20 protein-coding genes and 1 pseudogene are annotated in these 25248 nt (G+C 70.7%); 15 read left to right on the top strand and 6 right to left on the bottom strand.

All coding sequences use genetic code 11. The features are described 5' to 3' along the window. Positions 1 to 87 precede the first annotated feature (87 nt). Complete coding sequence (locus tag VA596_RS36105; RefSeq protein WP_323333203.1) at positions 88 to 708, bottom strand: LysE family transporter; 621 nt, start codon at positions 706 to 708, stop codon at positions 88 to 90. Between the two features lie 231 nt (positions 709 to 939). On the opposite strand from VA596_RS36105, the gene VA596_RS36100 reads away from it, so the two are divergent. Beyond that, the gene (locus VA596_RS36100) at positions 940 to 1734 is read left to right on the top strand and encodes an SDR family NAD(P)-dependent oxidoreductase (protein WP_323333201.1); all 795 of its coding nucleotides are present in this window, start codon (positions 940 to 942) and stop codon (positions 1732 to 1734) included. 419 nt (positions 1735 to 2153) lie between these two features. On the opposite strand, the gene VA596_RS36095 is transcribed toward VA596_RS36100, so the two are convergent. Both VA596_RS36095 and VA596_RS36090 read right to left on the bottom strand, forming a co-directional pair. Next, on the bottom strand, positions 2154 to 3626 hold the full coding sequence (locus VA596_RS36095; RefSeq protein ID WP_323333199.1) for a cellulose binding domain-containing protein: 1473 nt from the start codon (positions 3624 to 3626) through the stop codon (positions 2154 to 2156). Positions 3627 to 3747: 121 nt separating this feature from the next. Continuing rightward, entirely contained in the window at positions 3748 to 5790 is a 2043-nt protein-coding gene (locus VA596_RS36090) for a phosphocholine-specific phospholipase C (RefSeq protein ID WP_323333198.1), read from the bottom strand. 228 nt (positions 5791 to 6018) lie between these two features. Here VA596_RS36090 and VA596_RS36085 point away from each other — a divergent pair, with 228 nt between their 5' ends. From VA596_RS36085 to mmsB, 11 genes and pseudogenes are all read left to right on the top strand, one after another. Next, complete coding sequence (locus VA596_RS36085) at positions 6019 to 6264, top strand: hypothetical protein (RefSeq protein ID WP_323333196.1); 246 nt, start codon at positions 6019 to 6021, stop codon at positions 6262 to 6264. Between the two features lie 193 nt (positions 6265 to 6457). Next, positions 6458 to 7306 (top strand): annotated as a pseudogene (locus VA596_RS36080) (glycoside hydrolase family 16 protein); the annotation flags it as partial. Between the two features lie 185 nt (positions 7307 to 7491). Then, positions 7492 to 8415 (top strand): D-alanyl-D-alanine carboxypeptidase family protein, encoded by a 924-nt coding sequence (locus VA596_RS36075; protein ID WP_323333194.1) that lies wholly within the window; start codon positions 7492 to 7494, stop codon positions 8413 to 8415. Next, entirely contained in the window at positions 8412 to 9374 is a 963-nt protein-coding gene (locus VA596_RS36070) for an endonuclease/exonuclease/phosphatase family protein (protein ID WP_410171957.1), read from the top strand. The genes VA596_RS36075 and VA596_RS36070 overlap by 4 nt, the downstream gene beginning before the upstream one ends. Positions 9375 to 9649: 275 nt before the next feature. Beyond that, positions 9650 to 10681, top strand: a complete 1032-nt coding sequence (locus tag VA596_RS36065; protein ID WP_323333190.1) for a LacI family DNA-binding transcriptional regulator — start codon at positions 9650 to 9652, stop codon at positions 10679 to 10681. 42 nt (positions 10682 to 10723) lie between these two features. Beyond that, entirely contained in the window at positions 10724 to 12355 is a 1632-nt protein-coding gene (araB, locus tag VA596_RS36060) for a ribulokinase (RefSeq protein ID WP_323333188.1), read from the top strand. Beyond that, positions 12355 to 13032, top strand: a complete 678-nt coding sequence (locus VA596_RS36055; RefSeq protein WP_323333186.1) for an L-ribulose-5-phosphate 4-epimerase — start codon at positions 12355 to 12357, stop codon at positions 13030 to 13032. Before araB ends, VA596_RS36055 begins: the two co-directional genes overlap by 1 nt. Before the next feature lie 17 nt (positions 13033 to 13049). Beyond that, the gene (gene araA / locus VA596_RS36050) at positions 13050 to 14549 is read left to right on the top strand and encodes an L-arabinose isomerase (RefSeq protein ID WP_323333184.1); all 1500 of its coding nucleotides are present in this window, start codon (positions 13050 to 13052) and stop codon (positions 14547 to 14549) included. A 28-nt stretch (positions 14550 to 14577) separates the two neighbouring features. After that, positions 14578 to 15684, top strand: coding sequence for a multiple monosaccharide ABC transporter substrate-binding protein (chvE, locus tag VA596_RS36045; protein WP_323333182.1), 1107 nt, complete (start codon positions 14578 to 14580; stop codon positions 15682 to 15684). Next, a complete protein-coding gene (mmsA, locus tag VA596_RS36040) occupies positions 15681 to 17201 on the top strand; it encodes a multiple monosaccharide ABC transporter ATP-binding protein (protein WP_323333180.1) in 1521 nt (506 codons plus the stop codon). The genes chvE and mmsA overlap by 4 nt, the downstream gene beginning before the upstream one ends. Then, positions 17198 to 18418, top strand: coding sequence for a multiple monosaccharide ABC transporter permease (gene mmsB / locus VA596_RS36035; protein WP_323333178.1), 1221 nt, complete (start codon positions 17198 to 17200; stop codon positions 18416 to 18418). Before mmsA ends, mmsB begins: the two co-directional genes overlap by 4 nt. 69 nt (positions 18419 to 18487) lie before the next feature. Here the strand turns inward: mmsB and VA596_RS36030 are convergent, their stop codons facing one another. Next, entirely contained in the window at positions 18488 to 19987 is a 1500-nt protein-coding gene (locus tag VA596_RS36030) for a DUF1996 domain-containing protein (protein WP_323333177.1), read from the bottom strand. A 265-nt stretch (positions 19988 to 20252) separates the two neighbouring features. Here VA596_RS36030 and VA596_RS36025 point away from each other — a divergent pair, with 265 nt between their 5' ends. After that, on the top strand, positions 20253 to 20642 hold the full coding sequence (locus tag VA596_RS36025) for a YunG family protein (RefSeq protein WP_323333175.1): 390 nt from the start codon (positions 20253 to 20255) through the stop codon (positions 20640 to 20642). 19 nt (positions 20643 to 20661) lie between these two features. Then, positions 20662 to 21375, top strand: a complete 714-nt coding sequence (locus tag VA596_RS36020; protein ID WP_323333173.1) for a class I SAM-dependent methyltransferase — start codon at positions 20662 to 20664, stop codon at positions 21373 to 21375. Here VA596_RS36020 and glpK read toward each other — a convergent pair. Together glpK and VA596_RS36010 are read right to left on the bottom strand one after the other, a co-directional pair. Further along, positions 21372 to 23309, bottom strand: coding sequence for a glycerol kinase GlpK (gene glpK, locus VA596_RS36015; RefSeq protein WP_323333171.1), 1938 nt, complete (start codon positions 23307 to 23309; stop codon positions 21372 to 21374). The two genes, VA596_RS36020 and glpK, sit on opposite strands and share 4 nt — an antisense overlap. A gap of 208 nt (positions 23310 to 23517) precedes the next feature. After that, positions 23518 to 24270, bottom strand: a complete 753-nt coding sequence (locus VA596_RS36010) for an IclR family transcriptional regulator (RefSeq protein WP_323333169.1) — start codon at positions 24268 to 24270, stop codon at positions 23518 to 23520. 151 nt (positions 24271 to 24421) lie between these two features. On the opposite strand from VA596_RS36010, the gene VA596_RS36005 reads away from it, so the two are divergent. Beyond that, positions 24422 to 25240: an MIP/aquaporin family protein gene (locus VA596_RS36005; protein ID WP_323333167.1), complete on the top strand. Its 819-nt coding sequence runs from the start codon at positions 24422 to 24424 to the stop codon at positions 25238 to 25240. Positions 25241 to 25248: the final 8 nt, after the last annotated feature.

The following is a 25248-nucleotide window of genomic DNA, read 5'->3' as shown; positions in this document are numbered from 1 at the left end:
CGGTCTGGTCGAAGGGTAGCCGGGAAAACGGCACCGGACCTTCTCCCTGCGTGCGTCTCATGAGGACCGTACGAACCGGGCAAACCGTTACAGGGCAACGGTTTGCGCCACAAGCCGGACGGCGAGTGCGGTGATCACCGCACTCGAGACGAGGGCCGTCACGAGCCGCCCGCGCGGTCCGGTCAGCACCCGCCCGAGCAACGCCCCGCCCCCGGCGAGCAGCGCCTGCCAGCTCGCCGACGCGGCGAACGCGGCCAGCACGAACACGGCCTGGTCGGTGATGGCGACGGCGGTGCCCGCCCGGTCACCGACCACCAGGGCCGTGAAGTAGACGACCGTGGTCGGGTTGACCAGGGTGATCCCGAGCAGGCTGAGGTACGCGCGCCCGGCGCTGATCTCGGTCACCGGTCTGGTCGTCGTTTTCTGGAGGGCTTGCACCGCGCCGCGGACGGCCAGCCCGATCAGGATCGCCGCGGAAACCAGCCGCAGCGGCCCGGCGATCGGCGTGATCAGCCCGGCGATCGCGGCACCGCCGAGTACCGCCACCAGCGCGTACACGCCGTCGGCGGTGGCGACGCCGAGCGAGGCGGCGAGGCCGGTCCTGAGGGACGTCCGCGCGGTGAGGGCGACGAGGTAGGTCGCCACGGCGCCGACGGGGATCGCGATGCCGTACCCGGCCAGCAGGCCGGCGACCAGCGCGCCGGTCACGACGCGACGGCGTCGGACCTCCGCGGACGGCACGGCTGCTGCTGGACCGGCGCGGAGATCGCGGCGACGGTCGGCAGGAGCGCGGTGCGGTGCGTGGTCATGGCGCCGATGGTGCCGCCCACCGGAACCCGGGGCAACCACTTTTCGGCCGCCGTCGTCCAGCCGGTGGGTGGTCCTGAGCTGTGCTTCAATCGGCCGGACGGACGTCGGCGCGAGAAAGGGCTTTCACGAATGCGGGTCGACCTCAGTGGGAAGACGGCGCTGGTCACCGGGTCCACCCAGGGCATCGGGTCGGCGATCGCGAAGGGACTCGCCGCCGCGGGCGCGCGCGTGGCGATCAACGGCCGGACCGCCGACAGCGTGCAGGGCGCCATCGTGCGGCTCAAGCGGGAGATGCCGGACGCCGACCTGGTCGCCGCCGCGGGGGACGTCTCCGACGAGGCCGGCGCGGCGAAGGTCGTCGAGGCCGTGCCCGACGCCGACGTCCTCGTCAACAACCTCGGCATCTTCGGCGCCCAGGAGCCCCTCGACATCACCGACGCGGACTGGCGGCGCTACTTCGAGGTCAACGTCCTCGCCGCGGTACGCCTCACCCGCGCCTACCTGCCGGGCATGACGGAGCGCGGCTGGGGCCGGATCCAGTACATCGCCAGCGACTCCGCGATCGTGATCCCCGCCGAGATGATCCACTATGGAGTGTCGAAGACGGCGCTGCTCGGCGTCTCCCGCGGGTTCGCCAAGCACGCGGCGGGCACCGGCGTCACCGTCAACTCCGTGATCGCCGGCCCGACGCACACCGGTGGCGTCGAGGACTTCGTCTACGAGCTGGTCGACAAGGACCTGCCGTGGGACGAGGCGCAGCGCGAATTCATGAAGAAGCACCGGCCGCAGTCGTTGCTGCAGCGGCTGATCGAGCCGGAAGAGATCGCGAACCTGGTGGTGTACCTGAGTTCGACGTTCGCCTCGGCGACCACCGGCGCGGCCGTCCGCGTCGACGGCGGTTATGTGGACTCGATCGTGCCGTGAGTCCCGTCCCCACCCGGAAGCACGGGGGAACCCCGGGTGAGGACGAGAGATTTGGGGCCGGTACGGGGTCCGCCTCGCGGCGAGTGGCACAACACGGCTCCAGCGTGACCGGTATTCCGTGAAGGCAAGGGGTGAGGCCCGGGGGCACCGCCGTACCGACACACCGTACAACGCCCCGGGCGGCGTGGTGTTCCGCCCCGCGGAGTGACGTACGTCGCCGGGGTACCCCGCGCGGGGGTCGCCCGGTCGAGCGCGCCGCCTGTCGCGATCCGGCCGCGTGGTTCATGATCATCTGCATGGAGCAGACCAGGACACCAGTGGCCCTACGGCGGGTGCTCTTCGGAGCGGTGATGGGCGCGGCCTTCGCGGCCGCCGCCTGGATAGCGCTCTGGCTGGCCATGCACCTCTGACCAGTGCCCCTAGGGGGTGACGGTGATGTTCGTCAGCCCGGACGTCGCGTTCGTGACCGTGTTCGACGCGTACACCACGTTCGGGTCGGCCGCGCACTTGGACACCGAGCTGATCTTGATCGCGTAGGCGCCCACGCCGCCCAGGTCGGACCTGTTGTTGCGCCAGACGTTGCCGCAGCCGTTGGCGAACGACGGCGACGTGCTCGTGTTGTGGTTCTCGTAGCCGTTCGCGAACACCCCCGGCGGGGCGAACGTGCCCGTGTTGTCCTCGATCGTGTAGCCGATGCCCTTGACGTCGATCCAGGAGTCGGCCGAGTTCTCGCCGGAGATGCCGCGGCCGTCGAAGGTGTTGCCGCGGATGACCCCGTTGAACGTGCCTTCCTTGACGTCGATCGGCTCGGCCGCGATGAACGGGCCGATGTGGTTGTCCAGCACCTGGATCCGGTCGCCGCGGTCGACGCCGCCGGAGTTGCCGTGGCAGGCCCAGTTCGAGTTCGCCGAGCCGAGGTAGACGCCCTCGCCGTAGCCCGGCTGCACCAGGCCCGTGTAGGTGATCGTCGAGTTCTTCAGGACGCTGTCGGCCGACGAACGCCGGAAGTGCACCGCCTCCTCGTCGACGTGGTTGACGTTCACCCCGTCGACGACGGTGTGCGGCGAGTTGTCGACCACGATGCCCTTCTTGGACTCCTGCACGGTGAAGCCGGTCAGGTTCCAGTACGGCGCCCCCGACAGCCACAGGCCGTAGCCGGAGTCCCAGCCCGCCGTCGGCACCGGGCAGTCCGGCGCGTCGCCGGACGGGCCGTCGTTGATCAGGATCGCGTTCGACGGCCCCGACAGCGTGATCGGCTTCGCCGCCGTCCCGGCCTTGGTGGTGACGAACGAGCCGCGGTAGGTGCCCGCCGCGAGCTTGATCGCCTGGCCCGGCGTCGCGTTCGCCAGCGCCGCCTGCAGCTGGGCGGCCGTCGAGACGGTCACCGTGTCGCCGCTGGGCGGAGGCGTCGTGGTGGTGGTCGGCGGGGGAGTCGTGGTGGTGGTCGTCGTCGGGGTCGTCGTGACGGGACCGCCGCCCGCGCACGCCGCGCCGTTGACGGTGCAGCCCGAGGGCAGTCCGGCGCCGCTGACGTTGAACCCGAAGTCCGCGGTGGCCCCCGGCTTGATCGTGCCGTTGAACCCGGCGTTGGTGAACTTGTAGTGCTGCCCGGCCTGGGTCTTCACGGAGCTCCACGAGCTGCTCACCGACGTCCCGGCGGGCAGGTCGAACTCGACCGTCCAGCCGGTCGAGGCCGCGTCGCCACGGTTCGCGATCGTGTAGCCGGCGCCGTAACCCCCGTTCCAGACCGAGGTCTGCGCGAACGTGGCGGACAGGTTCGCCGCCGCGGCCTGCGCGGGGCCGCCGCCGATCAGCGCGACGGCGACGGCGGCGGCCGAAACGGTGGCACCGCCCAGGAAAGCGGCACGGCGGAGCGGACTGCGTCGGAACACCCGTGACCTCCGGGAGAGGAGTTACAGCGGAGGTGTTGCGGCGGACACCCGGACTCGCCCTTTATAGGTCACGGATGTGACGTGCGTCAACAAACTGAACGCCCGTCACGTATGTGAAAGATCAGCCCGTGATACTCGGCGAGCCCGTCTCGATGTGCCCGCTGAACCGGCGCAGGAACTTCGGGTCGGCGTCGAGCGTCGCGGACAGGTCGTACCAGCCCGAGCCGTAGGCGACGGCGTTCCAGTCGTCGGTCACGGTCTGGCCCGCGGCCAGCGCGTACGTCCAGGGCCCGTCGGTGCGGTACTGGTTCGCGGTCACCGTGACCTTGACGGCCGTCGTGCCGCCGTTGCGCAGGGTCAGCCGCAGCTTGTGGTCGGCGGTGTAGCCCGCGGTGACGTCGACCCCGGCACCCGCGCTGTTCGCGTCCCCGGCGAACACCCAGCGGAAGCGGTTCGGCCCGTGCACCGCGACGCCGTACTTGCCGCCGCCGTAGAGCTGGATCCGCCACGTGTCGCTGACCTGCGCACCGGCGGCGAGGTCGTAGGGCCACGGCCCGTCGGTCTGGCCGTCGTTGCGGTACGCCATCAGCTGGACGGCCGCGGTGCCCTGGTTGGCGAACGTCGTGGTCAGGATCTGGTGGTCGGCGCTCAGCGACGTCGTCACCAGCGGCTGGTAAGGCAGCGCGCGGGCCGGGCGGGTGCCGGCCTCCTGCACCGGGACCTGCTGTTTCCCGGTCGCCGGTGGCGCGGGCTTCGGCAGCTTGCGCTGGGTGTCGTCGGCCTGCTTGCGCAGCGCCGCGGTGTCCGGCAGGAGCGGGATCCGGACGTCGGAGGTGCCGAAGTCGAAGCAGCTCATCAGGTCGCCGCAGAGAGCGCGGCGCCACGCGCTGATGTTCGGCTCGGCGACGCCGGTCCAGCGCTCGAGGAACCGGATCACCGACGTGTGGTCGGTGACCTCGGAGCTGACCCAGCCACCGCGGCTCCACGGCGAGATCACCGTCATCGGCACCCGGGCGCCGAGCCCGATCGGCTTGCCGCCGATGTACTCACCCGCGGTGCCGGACGGCGCGATCGGCGGCGCGACGTGGTCGAAGAACCCGTCGTTCTCGTCGTAGTTGATGAGGACCACGGTGGACTCCCAGAGCTTCGGGTTGGCCCACAGGGCGTTCAGCACGGTCTGGGTGTACGCGGCGCCGTCGACCGGACGCGCTTCGGGGTGCTCGCAGTAACCGTAGGGCGCGACGATCCACGACACGCGGGGGAGCGACCCGCTCGCGCAGTCGGCGGTGAACTCGCTCAGGACGTGGTTGACGTCCTTGCCCTTACCCGAGTCCGGGCCCCAGGTCTTGAAGACGCTGGCGCGCTTCGAAAGGTCGCTCGCGTAGTCCTGGTGGTAGGCCTTGAACAGCCAGAGCGGGTTGTCGCCGTAGTCGCCGACGAACGAGCCGCCCGCGTCGCCGACCTCCTTGCTGGCGTACACCTTCCACGAAACCCCGTGCTGCTGCAGGCGTTCCGGGTAGGTCGTCCAGCTGAACACCGGCTTGTAGTCGGCCGGGTTGTAGTTCGCCGGGCCGCCGGCCTTGCCGTCGGCGTCGATGGTGCCGGTGAACAGGTAGAGCCGGTTGGGAGTGGTCGGGCCCTGCACCGAGCAGTGGTAGTGGTCGCACAGGGTGAACGCGTCGGCGAGCGCCCGGTGGAACGGGATGTCGCCCTGGCCGAAGTAGCCCATGGTCATCTCGCCCTTGGCGGGGACCCACGCGTTGTTCGCGCCGCCGGCGACGGCCTGGTGCTGGTCGGCCCAGCCGTGGCCGAGGTCGCCGAGGTCCTGACCGTCCACCTTGGACGTGTCGACGCGGAACGGCAGCAGGTACTTGCCGTCGCTGCGGCCGGAATCCGGCTGGTGGAAGACGTCCTGGCCGTTCGGCTGCACGATCGCCGACCGGTCGCCGAAGCCGCGGACGCCCTTCATCGTGCCGTAGTAGTGGTCGAACGAGCGGTTCTCCTGCATCAGGACCACGACGTGCTGGACGTCGGCGAGGCTGCCGCTCGCGCGCGGTTCGGCCAGCGCCTCGGCCATCCCGGGCGGCAGGGCGCCGAGGGCGCCGGCGGCGGCGACCCCGCCGAGGAAACTGCGGCGGGTGAGTCCGGAGCGGTCGGGCGTCACGAGAGCCTCCTGGGGGACCACGGCAGGGCGATCGTCAGCCTAGATGATCGAAGCTGCTCGTAACTACCTACGTTCGGACGTAAACGAGCATCTGGTGTTCATGTTCTGTTCGGTCCGCGGTCCGGTCCGGTGACACTTTCCGGTGACTTGGAGCTGAACCAGTGTCGCGCGGGGCATCCTCACCGCACAAACCCCTGGCGCACAGGGGATTTCCGGGAGGAGAGCACCATGAGGACCCGTATCGCCGCCCTCGCGGCCGCGGCCGCGCTCACCGTTTCCGCGGCCCTCGCCACGGCCGCCCCGGCTTCGGCGGACCCCGTTCCGGGCAGCCCGAACCAGTTCTACGCCTACTGCTCGGTCGACCTGCTCGGCGTCCCGCTGGGCTGCACCGAGACCGACGTCGCCCACGCGTCGCACATCTGCGAGTACGTGGCCACCGGCGTCGGGCTCGGACTGGACTGCATCCTGCGCTGAAATTCGGCGCTGACGCGCGCCGGTTGCCCGAAAGTACCCGATGGTCCGGACCATCGGGTCATGGTCGGAAAATGTCCGACCGGTTAGCCTTGTTCTTCGCCAGGTACCCGTGGATACTTTGTTGCCATCCACAACAAATAGGGTGCCGGTGAGCCGCCAGCCGTCGCCCGCGGAATGAGAAGGGGCGACGACGATGTCGACCGAGAACTCCGCCCGATGGCGGCGGACCGCCCGCCTGCTGGTGGCGCCCGCGGCGCTGCTCGTGACCGGCGCACTGCTGGCCGCACCGCAGAGCCAGGCCGCTTCGGCCGTCCCCACGAACCTGCTCGCGAGCTTCAGTGACGACTTCGACGGCCCGGCCGGTGCCGGCGTCGACGGGTCGAAGTGGGGCCACGAGACCGGGGACAACGTCAACAACCACGAACGGCAGTGGTACACCGACGGCACCGCCAACGCGGCGCTCGACGGCCAGGGCCACCTCGTGATCACCGCGAAGAAGGAGAACAGCGGGAACAACTGCTGGTACGGGCCCTGCGAGTACACCTCGGCGCGGCTCAACACCTCCGGCAAGTTCTCCGCGTCGTCCGGCCACATCGAGGCCCGGATGAAGCTGCCGCGCGGGCAGGGCATGTGGCCCGCGTTCTGGATGCTCGGCACCGACATCGGCAGCGCCGGCTGGCCCAACTGCGGCGAGATCGACATCATGGAGAACGTCGGTTTCGAGCCGAACACGGTGCACGGCACCATCCACGGCCCCGGCTACTCCGGGTCCGCCGGCATCGGCGCCCCCTACAGCGGGCCGAACTTCTCCGACGACTTCCACACCTACGCGGTCGACTGGTCGACGGACCGGATCGTCTGGTCCGTCGACGGCAACGCCTACCAGACCCGCACGCCGGCCGACGTCGGCGGCAACCAGTGGGCGTTCAACCACGAGTTCTTCCTCATCCTCAACCTGGCGGTCGGCGGCTACTGGCCCGGCGACCCCGACGGCAGCACCCAGTTCCCGCAGCAGCTCGTCGTGGACTACGTCCACGTGAGCTGAGCGCGCGGTGCGGGACGGGCCCCCTGCCGGGTTGGCGGCAGGGGGCCCTCTCTCGTTTCAGTACAGAACCGTGACACTTCTGGTTCAGACCTGTCGAACAACCCCGACGGGACGGCGATCTTCCCCGGACAGAGTGACCGGGGTGCGCTCGAGCGGCGCACCCCGGCACCCGGAGGAGATCCATGGCCCGCTTTCGTTTCCCGCCCGCCGCGAGCGGGTTCGCCGCCGCGGGGGCGGTGGCGCTCGCCGCGGCCGCCTGGGTCGTCTTCCCGCCGTCGGTGGCGGGCCAGGCGGTTCCCGCGCGGCCCGCCCTCGACCTGCCGCTGCCGTGGCCGGCCGGCGGCCAGGCCACCGCCGAGGTGCAGGGCCTGGGCTCGCTCGGCACCCACGGGGAGCGGACGCCGGTCCCGATCGCCAGCGTCACGAAGGTGATGACCGCCTACGTGGTGCTCAAGGACCACCCGCTCGCTCCGGGTGACGCGGGCCCGCGGATCACCGTCGACCAGCAGGCGCAGGACGAGTCGACGTCGGCCGAGGAGTCGACCGCGCCGGTCCGGGCGGGCCGCACGATCGGCCAGCGCGACCTGCTCGCGCTGATGCTCATCCCGTCCGGCAACAACGTCGCCCGGCTGCTCGCCCGGTGGGACGCCGGGAGCCAGGACGCGTTCGTCGCGAAGATGAACCGCGCGGCGGCCGACCTCGGCATGACCAGCACGACCTACACCGGCGCCAGCGGCGTCGAGGACTCGACGACCAGCACCGCCGAGGACCAGCTCAAGCTCGCCCGCGAGGTGATGAAGGACGAGGTCGTCCGCTCGCTCGTCGCCACGCCGAGCCTGCGCGTGGACGGGGTGCCCGGCGCCGTCGTCAACACGAACACCCTGCTCGGGCGCTCCGGCGTGATCGGGCTGAAGACGGGCTCGTCGACCGCGGCCGGCGGCGCCCTGATGTGGGCGGCCCGGACGCCGGGCGGCGCGCTGATCCTCGGGGTGGTGCTGCACCAGAACCCCGGCGGGACCCCGTCGGCCGGGCTGCAGGCCGCGCTGGCCGCCAGCGAGACGCTCATCGCCGCGATCCAGCAGCAGCTCCCGGCGGCGACCCGATGACCGCGGTGACCGAACCGATCACCGTGCCGCCCGTGCGCAGGGGGCCTTGGCGGCGCGGCCGGGTCGTCGCGGTGTTCGCCGTCCTGACGGCGCTGCTGCTGCTCGCGCACCCGCTGGTGCCGAACTGGGCGGGCAACGCCGGCAGCCTGCTGGAGACGTTCCTGCCGTGGGCCGGCCTGCTCTTGGTGCCGCTGCTGGTGGCGGCGCTGATCCGGCGTTCGGCCCTGGCGTTGGTGGCGCTGTTGCTGCCCGCGCTCGTCTGGGGTGTGTCCTTCGGCGGCCGGGTCTTCGACAAGCGCGGCACCGGCGGAGACCTCACGATCGTCTCCCACAACGTGAACGACGAGAACCCGGATCCGGCGGGTACCGCGCGGGCGCTGGCCGCGTCGGGCGCGCAGGTGATCGCGCTGGAGGAGCTGAAGCGCTCCGAGGTGCCGAAGTACGAGGACGCGCTGGCCGCGGCGTACCCGCACCACTCGGTGCAGGGCACGGTCGGGATCTGGAGCACCTACCCGATCCGCGACACCGAGCCGGTGGCGATCATGCCGTGGACCCGCGCGCTGCGGACCACTGTGGACAGTCCAAAAGGGCCGGTCGTGGTGTTCGTGGCCCACCTGCCGTCGGTGCGGGTCCGCGTCGACTCGGGCTTCACGGCGAACGGCCGCGACGCGGCGCTGGGTCTCCTCTCCGACGCTCTTTTCGCTGACCCGGCCCCGCGCAAGGTCCTGGTCGGCGACTTCAACGGCACCACCGACGACCGTGCCCTCACCCCGATCACCAGCCGCATGCAGTCGGCCCAGGACGAGGCTGGCGACGGCTTCGGCTTCAGCTGGCCGGCCTCGCTGCCGCTGGCCCGGATCGACCAGATCTTCGTGACGGGCGCCCGTCCCACGGCGGCCTGGACCCTCCCCGCGACGGGCTCCGACCACCTCCCGGTGGCCGCCACCCTGACCCTGTAGCCGGTCGTGAGTGTTTAGGAGGGTTAGAACCCTCCTGAACACTCACGACAGCCGCGGCAGACCACGATCCAGCAGCCGCCCGCGGACCCGCGGTGAATTGTTCACCAAAACCGCTGGTCGAACGCGTCGAAATCGCCGCCGGCCGTCCGGCTCGCGTGACGAGACCGTTACGGCCATCGGGCTTGACCGCGCTGGTGTTATCGCTAACACTGACTCCTCGCCGTCACCTGAACGAGTGACGGGGACCACGTCGACGGGGACGGAAGGGGTTGTCGGTGGCCGAACGAGCGCGCCCTGGTGGACCCCTCAACGGGGCCCGGCAGCCGAGCCTGACCGACGTCGCCGGGCGGGCCGGGGTGTCGCACATGACCGTCTCCCGCGTCATCAACGGGACCGGCCCGGTGCGGCCCACGACCCGGGCCCGGGTGCTCGCCGCGATCGAGGAACTGGGCTACCGCCCGAACTCCGCCGCCCGCGCGCTGGTCACCGGGCGCACCGGCACCCTCGGCGTGCTCGCCCTCGAGTCCAATCTGTACGGTCCGGCCAGCACGCTCTACGGCATCGAGAACGCCGCCCGCGAAGCCGGGTTCGCGATCACGATCTCCAGCGTCAGCCGTCCCGGCCGGTCGTCCATCGCGGACGCCGTCGAGAACCTGCGCGGCCAGGCGGTCGAAGGCATCATCGTCATCGCCCCGCACGTCACCGCCGGGCGGGCCCTGGAGGCCGCGCCCGCCGACATCCCGCTCGTCGCCGTCGGCGGCGGGGACGACGCGCCGGTCCCGGTGATCGCCGTCGACCAGCGCGACGGCGCCCGCCGCGCCACCGAACACCTCTTGGCCCTGGGCCACCGCACGGTCTGGCACGTCGCCGGGCCGGAGGACTGGCTGGAAGCACTCGACCGCGAGGCCGGCTGGCGCGAAACCCTCGAACGCCACGGCGCTCCGGTGCCGAAGGTCGTCCGCGGTGACTGGAGCTCGCGCTCCGGCTACGACGCGGGCCGGGCGCTGGCCCGGGAAAAGGACCTGGACGCCGTCTTCACCGCCAACGACCAGATGGCCCTCGGCCTGCTGCGCGCGTTCGCCGAAGCCGGTATCTCGGTGCCCGGCGACGTCCGCGTCGCGGGCTTCGACGACGTCCCCGAGGCGGCCTTCTTCACGCCGCCGCTCACCACGGTCCGGCAGGACTTCATCGAACTCGGCCGCCGCACGTTCGGCCTGCTGGCCGCGCGGATGAGCGGCGGTGACCGGCACGACCGCGCGCTGGTCGCGCCCGAGTTGATCGTGCGAGAGAGCACCGGACCGAGATAACACTCGCGAGTGTTAGCGCTAACAGAAGGAAGTGAACCGGCAGTGTCAGCAGATCCCCTCGTCGTCGGCGTCGACTTCGGCACGCTCTCCGGGCGCGCGGTCGTCGTCCGCGTGCGGGACGGTGCCGAGCTGGGCAGCGCCGTGACGGAGTACCGCCACGGCGTCGTCGACCGCGAGCTCCCGGCGACCGGGCGGGCGCTGCCGCCGGAGTGGGCGCTGCAGGTGCCCTCGGACTACGTCGACGTCCTGCGCACCGCCGTCCCCGCCGCGCTGGCCGACGCCGGCGCGGACCCCGCCGACGTGCTCGGCATCGGCACCGACTTCACCGCCTGCACGATGGTTCCGGCCACAGTGGACGGAACGCCGCTGTGCGAGCTGCCCGAGTTCGCCGAGAACCCGCACGCCTACGTCAAGCTCTGGCGCCACCACGCCGCCCAGCCGCAGGCCGACCGGATCAACGAGCTGGCCCGCGCCCGCGGTGAGAAGTGGCTGCCGCGCTACGGCGGGCTGATCTCGTCGGAGTGGGAGTTCGCCAAGGGCCTCGAGCTGTTCGAAGAGGCGCCGGACGTCTACGCGGCGACGCGCCACTGGGTCGAGGCGGCCGACTGGATCGTCTGGCAGCTGACCGGCTCCTACGTCCGCAACGCCTGCACCGCCGGGTACAAGGGCATCCTGCAGGACGGCCAGTACCCGAGCCGCGACTTCCTCCGCGAGCTGGCGCCGGGCTTCGAGTCCTTCGTGGCCGACAAGCTCGAGCACCCGCTCGGGCAGCTGGGCGACCGGGCGGGCACGCTCACCGCCGAGGCCGCCGCGTGGACGGGCCTGCCGGAGGGGATCGCGGTCGCCGTCGGCAACGTCGACGCGCACGTCACCGCCCCCGCCGCGCGGGCCGTCGAACCCGGGCAGCTGGTCGCGATCATGGGCACCTCGACGTGCCACGTCGTGAACGGCGCCGAGCTGCGCGAGGTCCCCGGCATGTGCGGGGTCGTCGACGGCGGGATCGTGCCGGGCCTGTGGGGGTACGAAGCCGGGCAGAGCGGCGTCGGTGACATCTTCGGCTGGTTCGCCGGGCACTTCGCCCGCGAAAGCCACGACGAGCTCACCCGGCTCGCCGCCCGGCAGGAAGTCGGCGAACACGGGCTCGTCGCGCTCGACTGGCACAGCGGCAACCGCTCGGTCCTGGTCGACCACGACCTCTCCGGCGTCGTCGTCGGGCAGACCCTGGCCACTCGCGCCGAGGACGTCTACCGCGCGCTGCTGGAGGCCACCGCGTTCGGCACCCGCAAGATCGTCGAGACGTTCGCCGAGGCCGGCATCCCGGTCACCGAGCTGATCGTCGCGGGCGGCCTGACGAAGAACGCCCTGCTGATGCAGATCTACGCCGACGTCACCAACCTGCCGCTCTCGGTCGTCGGCTCGGCGCAGGCGCCCGCCCTCGGCTCCGCGATCCACGCCGCCGTCGCGGCCGGGGCCTACCCGGACATCCGCGCGGCGGCCGGGGCGATGGGCTCGGCCCGCTCCGCGGTGTACGAGCCGGTGCCCGCGCACGTCACGGCCTACGACGAGCTGTACGCCGAGTACACCACCCTGCACGACTACTTCGGCCGCGGCACCAACGACGTCATGCACCGGCTGGCCGCCCGCCGCCGAGCTGTCGCGAAAGGACGGTCCTGATGTCCCTGACCGGCGAAGTCCTCGACACCATCGCGGAACTGCGGGAGACCGTGGCGAGCCTGCACGGCGAGCTGACCCGCAACGCGCTGGTCATCTGGACCGCGGGCAACGTCTCGGCGCGGGTCCCCGGCCGCGACCTGATGGTCATCAAGCCGTCCGGGGTGTCCTACGACGACCTGTCCGCCGACACCATGGTGGTCACCGACCTGCACGGTGAGCTGGTGCACGGGGAGCTGGCGCCGTCGTCCGACACCGCCGCGCACGCCTACGTCTACCGGCACATGCCGGAGATCGGTGGGGTCGTCCACACGCACTCGACCTACGCGACGGCGTGGGCCGCGCGCGGCGAGCCGATCCCGTGCGTGCTCACGATGATCGCCGACGAGTTCGGCGGTGACGTCCCGGTCGGGCCGTTCGCCCTGATCGGCGACGACTCGATCGGCCGCGGCCTCGTCGAGACCCTGCGCACCAGCCGCTCCAAGGCCGTGCTGATGCGCAGCCACGGCCCGTTCACCGTCGGGCGCACCGCCCGTGACGCCGTCAAGGCCGCGGTGATGGTCGAGGACGTCGCCCGCACCGTGCACAAGGCCTTCGAGCTGGGCACGCCCGAACCCCTGCCGCCCGAGGACGTCGACCGGCTCTACGCCCGGTACCAGAACGTCTACGGCCAGCAATGATCGCGATGAGGAGAACGATGACTTCCGCGGCCAAACCGCAGCTCTGGTTCCTGACCGGGAGCCAGGCCCTCTACGGCGAGGAGACCCTCGAGCAGGTCGCCGGCCAGTCCCTGCGCATCCAGCAGCTGCTGGCGGGCGCCGGCGGGCTGCCGGCCGAGATCGTCGGCAAGCCGGTGCTGACCGAGGCGTCCTCGATCCGCCGGGTGCTGCAGGAGGCCAACGCCGACGCCGCCTGCGTCGGCGTGATCGCCTGGATGCACACGTTCTCGCCGGCGAAGATGTGGATCACCGGGCTGGACGCGCTGCGCAAGCCGTTGCTGCACCTGCACACCCAGCTCAACGAGGCGCTCCCGTGGTCCACGATCGACATGGACTTCATGAACCTCAACCAGGCCGCGCACGGCGACCGCGAGTTCGGGTTCGTCCAGACGCGCTTGGGCATTCCGCGCAAGACGGTGGCCGGGCACGTCACCGACCCGGTCGTCGTGGCCCGCATCGACGCGTGGGCGCGCGCGGCGATCGGCGCCGACCACCTGCGGAACCTGCGCCTGGCCCGATTCGGCGACAACATGCGCGACGTCGCGGTCACCGAAGGGGACAAGGTCGAGGCCGAGCTGCGGTTCGGCGTCTCGGTCAACACCTACGGCGTCAACGAACTCGTCGAGCTGGTCGACGCGGTGTCCGATGTGGACGATCTGCTGGAGCGGTACGCCGAGGACTATGCCATCGTCCCGGAACTGGCCGCCGGGGGAGCGCGGCACGAGTCGCTGCGCTACGCGGCGAAGATCGAGGCCGGGTTGCGGAAGTTCCTCGACGACGGCGGCTTCGGCGCGTTCACGACGAACTTCGAGGACCTCGGCGGCCTCCGCCAGCTGCCGGGCCTCGCGGTCCAGCGGCTGATGGCCGACGGGTACGGCTTCGGCGGCGAAGGCGACTGGAAGACGTCCGCGCTGCTCGCCGCGGTGAAGGCGATGGGCACCGGCACCGGGCGCGGGACGTCGTTCATGGAGGACTACACCTACCACTTCGGGCCGGGCACGCCGAAGATCCTCGGCGCGCACATGCTCGAGGTCTGCCCGAGCATCGCCGCCGAGACGCCGTCGTGCGAGATCCACCCGCTGGGCATCGGCGGGCGCGAGGACCCCGTGCGGCTGGTGTTCGACGCCGCGCCCGGGCCCGGCGTCACCCTCGGCCTGGTCGACCTCGGCGACCGGTTCCGGCTGGTGGCCAACGAGATCGACGTCGTCCCGCCCGACGAGCCGCTGCCGAACCTGCCGGTCGCGCGAGCGGTGTGGCAGCCGGCGCCGACGCTGGCGACGTCCGCGGAGTCGTGGATCACCGCGGGCGGCCCGCACCACACCGTGCTCACCCAGGCCGTGGGCACGGAGACCCTTCGCGACTTCGCGAACCTGCTCGGCGTCGAGCTGCTGGTGATCGACAAGGACACCACGCCGCACGGCTTCGCCGACCGCATCCGCTGGAACCAGGCGTACCACCGGCTCGCTCAAGGCTTCTGAATCGGCTTCTGAGAAAGGAAGAGGAACAATGAAGTTCACCAGAACAATGGCGGGGATCGCCGCCGCGGGGCTCGTGCTCACGCTGTCGGCGTGCGGTTCGAGCCAGAAGACCGCCGACCAGGCGCCGGCCTCCGGTGCCGCGAGCGCGGCGGGCGGGCTGGTCGGCGTCACCATGCCGACCAAGTCGTCGGAGCGCTGGATCCACGACGGCGACAACATCAAGGCCGCGCTGGAGAAGCTCGGCTACAAGGTCGACCTGCAGTACGCCGAGAACGACATCCCGACGCAGGTCAACCAGATCGAGAACCAGATCACCAAGGGCGCGAAGCTGCTGGTCATCGCCTCGATCGACGGCACCGCGATCACCACGCAGCTGCAGGAGGCGGCCGACCGCAAGATCCCGGTCATCGCCTACGACCGGCTGATCCGCAACTCGCCGAACGTCGACTACTACGCCACCTTCGACAACTTCAAGGTCGGCGTCGAGCAGGCGAACTCGCTGGTCAAGGGCCTCGGCACCGGCGCCGGCCCGTTCAACGTCGAGCTGTTCGCCGGGTCGCCCGACGACAACAACGCGACGTTCTTCTTCAACGGCGCGATGTCCGTGCTCAAGCCCCTGATGGACAGCGGCAAGCTCGTCGTCAAGAGCACCCAGACCGACTTCGCCCGCGCGGCGATCCTGCGCTGGGACCCGGCCACCGCGCAGCGGCGCATGGAGGACCTGCTCACCAAGACCTACACCGGTGGCGCGAAGGTCGCGGGCGTGCTTTCGCCGTATGACGGCCTCTCGATCGGCATCCTCTCCGCCCTGAAGAGCAACGGCTACGGCACCGCCGGCCAGCCGTACCCGGTGGTCACCGGGCAGGACGCCGAGGTCGCGTCGGTCAAGTCCATCATCGCCGGCGAGCAGTACTCGACGATCTTCAAGGACACGCGCATCCTCGCCGACACCACGGTGAAGATGGCCGACGCCGTGCTCAAGGGCGGCAAGCCCGAGGTCAACAACACCACCGACTACGACAACGGCAAGAAGGTCGTCCCGTCGTTCCTGCTGCAGCCGGTGACCGTGGACAAGGCCAACTACCAGAAGGAGCTCGTCGACTCCGGCTACTACACGGCGGGTCAGCTGAAATGACCGAACTGCTCGGCATGCGCGGGATCACCAAGACCTTCCCCGGGGTCAAGGCGCTGTCGGACGTCACCCTTTCCGTGAACAGCGGCGAGATCCACGCGATCTGCGGGGAGAACGGCGCCGGGAAGTCCACCTTGATGAAGGTGCTTTCCGGCGTCTACCCGCACGGGACGTACGACGGCGAGATCCACTTCGACGGGCAGCGGTGCGAGTTCGGTTCGGTGCGCGACAGTGAGCGGCGCGGAATCGTGATCATCCACCAGGAGCTCGCGCTGTGCGGGCAGCTCTCGATAGCGGAGAACATCTTCCTCGGCAACGAACGCGACAAGCGGGGCTGGATCGACTGGAACCGCACCAACCACGAGGCCGGCGCGCTCCTGCGGCGCGTCGGCCTCGCCGAAAACCCGGTGACGCCGGTGCGGGACCTCGGTGTCGGCAAGCAGCAGCTCGTCGAAATCGCCAAGGCACTGTCCAAAGAGGTCCGGTTGCTGATCCTCGACGAGCCGACCGCGGCGCTCAACGACGAGGACTCGGCGCACCTGCTCGACCTGCTGCGCGAGCTGCGGGCCGACGGCGTCACGTGCGTGATCATCTCGCACAAGCTCGGTGAGGTGACGGCGATCGCCGACACCGTCACGATCCTGCGGGACGGCCGCACCATCGACACCCTCGACGCGGCCGGCCTGACCGAGGAACGGATCATCACCGGGATGGTCGGGCGCGACCTCGAGCACCGGTTCCCGCCCCGGGAACCGGACATCGGCGAAGAGGTCCTGCGGATCGAGGACTGGACGGTGCACAGCCCCACGCAGGCGGGCCGGGTCGTCGTCGACCACGCGTCGCTTTCGCTGCGGCGCGGGGAGATCGTCGGGCTGGCCGGCCTGATGGGCGCCGGCCGCACCGAGCTCGCGATGAGCGTGTTCGGCCGGTCCTACGGCAAGGACATCTCCGGGCGGATCCTCAAGCACGGCGAGGAGATCGACGTCCGGTCGGTGCGCGACGCCGTCCGCCACGGCATCGCCTACGCCACCGAGGACCGGAAGCGCTACGGGCTCAACCTCATCGAGGACATCCAGCGCAACGTGTCCGCGGCGGGGCTGGGCAAGCTCGCGAAGCGCGGCTGGGTGAACGAGAACGCCGAGCACGACACGGCCGCCCGGTACCGCCGTGACCTCTCGATCAAGGCGCCGACCGTGCGCAGCGTGACCGGGAAGCTCTCCGGCGGCAACCAGCAGAAGGTCGTGCTGGCCAAGTGGATCTTCACCGACCCGGACGTGCTGATCCTCGACGAGCCGACCCGCGGCATCGACGTCGGCGCCAAGTTCGAGATCTACTCGATCATCAACGCCCTCGCCGCGCAGGGGAAGGCGGTGCTGGTCATCTCCTCCGAGCTGCCGGAGCTGCTCGGGCTCTGCGACCGGATCTACGCGCTGTCGGCCGGGCGGATCACCGGCCAGGCGACCCGCGAGGAAGCCACCCAGGAACTGCTCATGCAGTACATGACGAAGGAACGGGAATGACCACGACCGAAGCGCGGCCCGACGCGCCGCCGGTCGAGCACTCCGCCCGGCGGATCTCGATCAACCCGCGCCAGAGCGGCATCTACGTCGCGTTCGCGCTGATCGTGGTGCTGTTCGAGGTGCTCACCGGTGGTGCGCTGCTGGAGCCGCAGAACATCTCCAACATCATCGTGCAGAACTCCTACGTGCTGATCCTCGCGATCGGGATGATCCTGGTGATCATCTCCGGGCACATCGACCTGTCCGCCGGGTCGGTGGTCGCGATGACCGGCGCGGTGTCGGCGGTGCTGATGGTGAACTGGCACCTGCCGTGGTTCCTGGCCGTGCTGGTCACCCTCGTCGTCGGCGCGGCGATCGGCGCGTGGCAGGGGTACTGGGTCGCCTACTTCGGCATCCCGGCGTTCATCGTGACGCTGGCGGGGATGCTCGCGTTCCGCGCGCTGACCCTGACGGTGCTCGGCAACCAGGGCATCGGCCCGTTCCCGGACGCGATCCGCACGCTGTCCAACGGCTTCACCGACGGCTACCTGGGCAACATCGGCCTCGGGCCGTTGGGGGGAGCCGATCTGGTGTCGCTGCTGGCCGGCGTCGCGGCCGTCGCCGGGATCGGGTTCACGCAGTGGCGGAAGCGCTCGGCGCGGCTGGGCTACGGCCAGGACGTCGACCCGTTCCCGGTGTTCCTGCTGAAGATCGCCGGGGTCGCGGTGGTCGTGCTCGCGCTGGTGGTGCAGCTGGCCCGGTTCAAGAACCTGCCCTGGGTGCTGATCCTGCTGGCCGTGCTGGTGCTCGGTTACTCGCTGGTGGCCGGGAAGTCGGTGTTCGGCCGGCACATCTACGCCGTGGGCGGCAACCTGCAGGCCGCGACGCTCTCGGGCGTCAAGGTCAAGTCGGTGACGTTCTGGATCTTCGTCAACATGGGCGTGCTGGCGGCCCTGGCCGGGATCATCTTCGCGGGCCGGCTCAACCAGGCGGGCCCGACGGCGGGCGTCAACTTCGAGCTGGACGCGATCGCGGCGGCCTTCATCGGCGGCGCGGCGGTCCAGGGCGGCGTCGGCAAGGTGGTCGGCGCGATCACCGGCGGCCTGATCATGGCCGTCATCAACAACGGCATGTCCCTGATCGGCGCCCCGAGCGAGCGGGTGATGCTGGTGAAGGGCGTCGTCCTGCTCGCGGCAGTCGCCTACGACATCTGGACCAAGCGCCGCGCGGCTTCCTGACCCCGAAAGTCCGTGAAGGCCACATCGAGGGACTCGGAGTCCCTCGATGTGGCCTTCACGGACGACTGGCTACTGCGAGCAGCGGTGGCCGCTGTTGATGCACTTGACGACCTGGTTCATCAGGCACTGGCCCATGACGTTGGCGAAGTCGTCGTGGTCCGAGCGGGGGTTGTGGCTCTCCTGCGGGAAGGCGTCCACTTTGTACTGGCCCTTGACCTGGATGTCGTGCGGGATGTTGTAGACGAGCTTGATCACCAGCTGCGGCACGTTCTTGAAGCCCTGCGGGCACTTGCCCTGCTGGTCGGCGAACACGATGTGCGTGCGGTGGTTGGTGCTGTCGATGTTCTTGCCGTCCCAGCAGTTCGGGAAGGCGTGGATCCGCTCGACCTTGCTGTTGCCCGGGCAGATCGGGTAGTGGTCGGTCAGCCGGTCTTCGAAGCCGGTGCACGTCCAGCTCGGCCGGGCGTTGGCCGGGCCGTTGGTGCTCTGCTTGGCGTCGCCGTAGAGGATGCGCAGGAACTGCGGCATCGCGACGACCTTCCGCGCGCCACCGCTGGTGAACGTGATGGTCGCGGACTGGACGCGCTGGATCTCGCCGTCGTTGCCGGCGACCTCGTTCTTGTCGTTCACGCCGGGCAGTTCCGCGGCCGCGCCGTCGGCCTGCTTCTGCTGCTTTTTGCCGGCCGAAGCGCCCTTGTCGCCGTCGCTGTTCTGGCCGCCGTTGTCCAGGCCGCCCTGTCCGCCCTGCTTGAGCTTGCACGCGGCGAGCCCGCCGAGGTTCGTCGGCTTGGCCGCGTTGCGCCCGATCGCCGTGGCGATCCGGTCGAGCACCGCGGTCCGCTTGTCCTTGAGCGGGCCCACGACGGCGTTCTGGACGTCCTGCGGGGTCTTCAGGTCACCCTTGGCGATCCGCTTGTTCGCCTCGTCGATCTGCTGGTCGATCAGCGTGAGGTTGCGGTTCACCTCGTCCATCGCCTGGTCGGGGACGTCTTCGGGCAGCTGGCTCGCGACGTCCGGGCAGTCGACCTGCGTGGACGCGTTGTCCTTCGCCGCGCCCGCGCGATCGCTGGCCGGCACGCTGGCGGGCGGGTTCGCCGCCGCTGCCTCTTCGTCGCCGGTGTCGATGCGCACGACCGGCCAGTAGTAGGCGGACTTGTCGCCGTTCTTGCAGGTGGTGCCGGCCTTCGACAGGCTCTTGTTGTTGGAGTCGGCGTTCGTCGAAAGGTTGCCGACGTAGTCGTGCAGGTGCTGGGCGCCGTTGCGGACACCGGGCTGCGCGATGAAGTTGTCGGGGTTGAAGTGGCCGTTCTCGTTGCGGCCGCAGTTCACCGTGAACGTGCCGCGCGCGCCCTTCTGCTGCAGCGCCTTGTTCACGAAGTTGCCGGCGGGGACCTTCGCGATGTCCAGGAAGAACGACGGGTCGGCGGGGTCGGCGCTGGCTTCACCGGTCTTGCCGGCGGTGGTCGCGACGACGATGCCGCCGACGGCGATCGCGAGGGCGAGGCCGCCGGTCGCGATCTTCGTTCTGCGGGAGATGCGGTGCCGGCCCGTGGCGGGGGATCGGGACATGGAGTTGTTCACCTCGTTAGGTTTTCCGGGCACGACAAGGAAAGCTGCGTGCCCGGCTGGGAGAACGCGCGGAACCCGGGGGAGTGCCACCGCGCGCGGCTGTCGGGGACCGCGCCCGGTGTCACTGGTTCCGGCATTGGCTGAAACGGCCAGAAGTCGGGGGCGGTTCAAACCGCGATTCGGCCGTTATCTTTTCGTTACCTTCGGTTGGCGGCTACTGTTCGGGGGACGTGATCCGGAGGGGTGGCTGACCGTGGTGTGGTCGTTGACGGAGCTCGAAGCCGTGTTGCGGGAGTGCTGGGACGAGCGGACCTGCGACCCGTCCGACACCTGGGACGCCGGGAACCCCGCCGGCGGGCACTGCAGCGTCACCGCGATGGCCGTGGCGGAGCTCCTCGGCGGCGTCCTGCTCTGCTCGGAGGTGTTCCGGCCCGACGGTGAGCGCGCCGGCCTGCACTACTGGAACCGGCTGCCCAGCGGCCTGGAGCTCGACCTCACCCGCGAGCAGTTCCGCGACGGCGAGCACCTGGGCCCGGTGTCCGCGCACGCGCCGATCCGCCGTCCCGGCGCCCGCATGGCCACGCGCTACGACCTCTTCGCGTCCCGCGTGCGCGCTCGCCTGGGCGGCTCGGTGCCGCAGGGGATCCCGGCCTGAATGGTGCAGGATGGGCCGCATGGCTCAGGAGACGAGTGGATACGACGCTTTCGCCGGGACCTACGCGGCCGAGAACGAGACCAGCCTCATGAACGCCTACTACGAACGGCCCGCGGCCCTGGCCCTCGCCGGTGACGTGCCCGGACGGCGGATCCTCGACGCCGGCTGCGGCTCGGGTCCGCTGTTCGCGGCACTGCGCGACCGCGGTGCCGTCGTGTCCGGCTTCGACCAGAGCGCCGGGATGGTGGACCAGGCGCGGAAGCGGCTCGGTGACGACGCGGACCTGCGCGTCGCCGACCTGGCCGACCCGCTGCCCTTCCCCGACGACGCCTTCGACGACGTCATGGCGTCCCTGGTGCTGCACTACCTGGCGGACTGGAAGCCGGCGCTGGCCGAGCTGCACCGGGTGCTGCGCACCGGCGGGCGGCTCATCGCGTCGGTCAACCACCCGATGATGGTCAACCTCACGCACCGCGCGGAAGGTCCCCGGCCCGACTACTTCGAGCGCTACACCTGGACCGACGAGTTCGTGCTGCAGGGCCGGCCCTGCCGGATGACGTTCTGGAACAAGCCGCTGCACGCGATGACCGACGCCTTCACCGAAGCCGGTTTCCGGATCTCCGTCATCCACGAGCCGCACCCCACGCCGGAGGCGCGGGAGGTGTACCCGGACGACTTCCCGATCCTGGACACCTTCCCGACCTTCCTGTTCTTCGTCCTGGAAGCGGGTTAGAGCCGCAGTCGGTCGGCGAGGTCCCGGATGTACGCGGGGTCGCCGCTGCCGAGGTCCAGCTGGCGGCGGCGCTCTGCCGCGAACGCGCGGCCCAGCGCCGTCCGGTCCGAAGTGGACATTGTCGCGCGGAGGTCGTTGAGCAGACCGCGTTCCTCGCCTCGGACGTGCGTGTCGACGAGGTTTTCCAGGCGCTGCAACGCCTTCTCGAAGTCGTCGGGGTCGAGGGCGGCCAGGAGGTCGTCGGCGAACAGCTCTCCGGGCGCCTCCGGGCGGACGATCCGCTCGGTCGCCGTCGCGTGCGCGACCAGCAGGGCCGCCAGCTCGGCGACCAGGGCCGGGCGGTCGGCCTCGGTGTTGCGCAGGTCGCGGAACAGCTGCTCGAACCGGCGGTGGTCGGCCAGCAGCACCTCGACCAGGTCCGAGCCGGGCGCGACCGCCGCCGGGCCGGGGCGCATCCAGCCGAACGTCAGCTCCACGGCCTGGCGCCAGTGCCCGTACTCGGTGGTGCGGCGGGCCGGGTCCATCGCCGGCAGCCACTGCCCGGCCCGGTGCCAGTTGCGCCGCAGGCCCTCGAGGTCCGGCCAGTACCCGACGGACAGCCCGGCCGCGTAGGCCGCGCCGAGCGACACCGTCTCGGCCACCATCGGGCGGACGACCGGGACGTCGAGGACGTCGGCGACGAACTGCATGAGCAGGTTGTCCGCCGTCATCCCGCCGTCGACCTTGAGGGTCTTGAGGGCCAGGCCCGAGTCGGCGTTCATGGCGTCGACGACCTCGCGGGTCTGCCAGCCGGTCGCCTCCAGCACCGCCCGCGCGAGGTGGCCCTTGGTGATGTACGACGTCAGCCCGGCGATCACGCCGCGGGCCTCGCTGTGCCAGTGCGGCGCGAACAGGCCGGAGAACGCCGGGACGATGTAGCAGCCGCCGTTGTCGTCGACCGTCCTGGCCAGGGTCTCGATCTCCGGCGCGCTGCCGATCAGCTCGAGGCCGTCGCGGAACCACTGCACCAGCGACCCGGTGACGGCGATCGAGCCTTCCAGCGCGTACACCGCGGGCTCGTCGCCGATCTTGAAACCGACGGTGGTGAGCATGCCGTGGGTGGACAGCACCGGCTCCGGGCCGGTGTTGAGCAGCAGGAAGCTGCCGGTGCCGTAGGTGCACTTCGCCTCGCCGGGCGCGAAGCAGGTCTGGCCGAACAGCGCGGCCTGCTGGTCGCCGAGCGCGGCGGCGATCCGGATGCCGGGCACGACTTCGCTGGTGGTGCCGTAGACCTCGGTGGAGGAACGGATCTCCGGCAGCATCGCGCGCGGGACGCCGAAGAAGCCGAGGAGCTCGTCGTCCCAGCTCAGGGTGCGCAGGTTCATCAGCATGGTGCGCGAGGCGTTGGTGACGTCGGTGACGTGCACGCCACCGGTCAGCTTCCAGATCAGCCAGCTCTCGATGGTGCCGAAGAGGACGTCACCGCGCTCGGCGCGTTCGCGCAGGCCGGGCGTGCGGTCCAGCATCCAGCGGATGCGCGGCGCCGAGAAGTAGGTGGCCAGCGGCAGGCCGCACAGCTGCCGGACGCGGTCCGCGCCGGGCTCGCGGGCGAGCTGTTCGAGCATGGCGTCGGTGCGGGTGTCCTGCCAGACGATCGCCCGCCCGACGGGGTTGCCGGTGTGCCGGTCCCACAGGACGGTGGTCTCCCGCTGGTTGGCGATCCCGAGGCCGACGATCTGATCAGCGGTGGCGCCGGCATCGGCGAGGGCCTGCGGGACGATCCGGGCGAGGTTGCGCCAGATCTCGGTGGCGTCGTGCTCGACCCAGCCGGGCCGCGGGAAGTGCTGCTGGTGCTCCCGCTGCACGACCGACACCAGCCGGCCGCGGGCGTCGAACAGGATGCACCGGGTGGAGGTGGTGCCCTGGTCGATGGACATCACGTACCGCTGGACCACGGCCGCACCTCCTTCACCATCGGGACGCGCCCAGGTCGCGGTCGTGGCTGTTGCCGGGCGGCGCCGCCGGGTCGCAGTGGCCGGGGGCGGTGCCGGGTTGCGCGAGCACCTCCATCACCCATGAGCCGCGGAGTACCGGCCTGTTCGATGACCACCGGGACCCGCCTCCCTCGGCCAGGTTTGCGCCGGACGAGGAGCGCCGCCGCCCTCACCATCGGGACGCGCCCAGGTCGCGGGACACCGCGCGGGCCGCGTCGCGCACGTGGCCCAGCAGCCGCGGGTTGGGGCTGCCGTCGTGCTCGCAGATGCGTTCCACCGCGCCCGACACGCCGATCGCGCCGACCACGATGCCGCCGTGGCCGCGGATCGGGGCGGCGATGCCCGCCTCGTCCGAGATCATCTCGCCGTTCTCCGCCGCCCAGCCCGCTTCGCGTACCTTCGCACACTCGCGCTTGATCGCCGTCTGGGTGACCAGCGTGCGGCGCGTGTACGCCTCCGTCGTGGCCTTCAACGTCGTGTCGTAGGCCAGCAGCACCTTGCCGAGGGACGTCGCGTGCAGCGGCAGCAGCGTGCCGACGTCGAGGGTCTGCAGGCTGTCGTCCGGGCGGAACACGTGGTGCACGACCAGCACCCGGCCCTCCAGCGACGCGCCGATCCGGACGGCCTCGCCGCTGCGGGACGCCAGCGCGTCGGCCCAGTTGATCGCCCGGGACCGCAGCTCGTTGACGTCCAGGTAGCTCGTGCCCAGGTGCAGCAGCGTGGCGCCGAGCTGGTACTTGCCCGTGTCGCGGTCCTGCTCGACGAACCCGACGCCCTGCAGCGTCCGCAGGATGCCGTGCGCCGTGCCCTTCGCCAGTTCGAGGGATTCGGCGATCTCGCCGACGCCCAGCCGGCCCGAGCCCCGCGCCAGCAGCCGCAGGATCGCGGCGGCGCGCTCGATGGACTGGATCGGACCCGGCACGTCCGCGACCCTAGCCCGACCGGCCCTGATTCGACAATGTCGAACATCGTCTTCACACGTTCGACAATGCCGACCGGGCCGCGTTGACCCGCTGTGACGGGCGGGCTTGGCTGGACGAACCAGGGGGAACTGGTCCTTTGTGGAGGAAGCAATGGTGCGAAACCTCAAGGCCCACGGACTCGCCGGCGAGATGGCCGCGGAGTTCGTGGGGACGATGATCCTCATCCTGTTCGGGTGCGGGGTGGTGGCGCAGGTCGCCGCCGCGGGCATCGGGGACCACGACAGCATCGCCTGGGCGTGGGGCATCGGCGTCACGCTCGGTGTCTACGTCGCTTCACGGGTGAGTGGCGCGCACCTCAACCCGGCGATCACCGTCGCCCTCGCCGTGTTCAAGGGGTTCTCCTGGCGCAAGGTCGCCCCGTACGCCCTCGCGCAGACCGCCGGCGCGTTCCTCGCCGCGATGCTGGTGCGCTGGAACTACACGGAGATCCTCAACGCCAAGGACCCCGGCCTGACGATCAAGACCCAGGGCGTCTTCTCCACCCTGCCGGGCAACGGCACCCTCCCGGTGGGTGACTGGGGTGCCTTCCGCGACCAGATCATCGGCACCGCGATCCTCGCCCTGGTCATCTTCGCCATCACGGACCTGCGGAACACCGCCCCCGGCGCCAACCTCGCCCCGGTCGTCATCGGCTTCCTGGTCGTCGCGATCGGCATGGCCTGGGGGACCGACGCCGGCTACGCGATCAACCCCGCCCGCGACTTCGGCCCGCGGCTCGCGTCCTGGCTCACCGGCTACGACACGGCGTTCACCGACCAGTACGGCTACCCCTACTGGTGGATCCCGATCGTGGCACCGGTCCTCGGCGCCGTCATCGGCGGCGCGATCTACAAGTACCTGATCGAGCGGTTCCTCCCGGCGGAGCAGTTCGACACCGTGTCCGCCAAGGACCTCGAGCCCGCCGCCTGAGAAGGGGA

The organism is Amycolatopsis heterodermiae (genome assembly GCF_034929455.1).
GTDB lineage: Bacteria > Actinomycetota > Actinomycetes > Mycobacteriales > Pseudonocardiaceae > Amycolatopsis > Amycolatopsis heterodermiae.
Note: the sequence above shows the minus strand (reverse complement) of the source record. Positions and strands in the feature narration are given on the sequence as shown.

Bases quoted from the DNA above. Each gene is read 5' to 3' on its own strand.
- VA596_RS36100 (WP_323333201.1), top strand. From the start codon at position 940: ATGCGGGTCGACCTCAGTGGGAAGACGGCGCTGGTCACCGGGTCCACC.
- VA596_RS36085 (WP_323333196.1), top strand. From the start codon at position 6,019: ATGAGGACCCGTATCGCCGCCCTCGCGGCCGCGGCCGCGCTCACCGTT.
- VA596_RS36075 (WP_323333194.1), top strand. From the start codon at position 7,492: ATGGCCCGCTTTCGTTTCCCGCCCGCCGCGAGCGGGTTCGCCGCCGCG.
- VA596_RS36070 (WP_410171957.1), top strand. From the start codon at position 8,412: ATGACCGCGGTGACCGAACCGATCACCGTGCCGCCCGTGCGCAGGGGG.
- VA596_RS36055 (WP_323333186.1), top strand. From the start codon at position 12,355: ATGTCCCTGACCGGCGAAGTCCTCGACACCATCGCGGAACTGCGGGAG.
- araA (WP_323333184.1), top strand. From the start codon at position 13,050: ATGACTTCCGCGGCCAAACCGCAGCTCTGGTTCCTGACCGGGAGCCAG.
- chvE (WP_323333182.1), top strand. From the start codon at position 14,578: ATGAAGTTCACCAGAACAATGGCGGGGATCGCCGCCGCGGGGCTCGTG.
- mmsA (WP_323333180.1), top strand. From the start codon at position 15,681: ATGACCGAACTGCTCGGCATGCGCGGGATCACCAAGACCTTCCCCGGG.
- mmsB (WP_323333178.1), top strand. From the start codon at position 17,198: ATGACCACGACCGAAGCGCGGCCCGACGCGCCGCCGGTCGAGCACTCC.
- VA596_RS36030 (WP_323333177.1), bottom strand. From the start codon at position 19,987: ATGTCCCGATCCCCCGCCACGGGCCGGCACCGCATCTCCCGCAGAACG.
- VA596_RS36020 (WP_323333173.1), top strand. From the start codon at position 20,662: ATGGCTCAGGAGACGAGTGGATACGACGCTTTCGCCGGGACCTACGCG.
- VA596_RS36005 (WP_323333167.1), top strand. From the start codon at position 24,422: ATGGTGCGAAACCTCAAGGCCCACGGACTCGCCGGCGAGATGGCCGCG.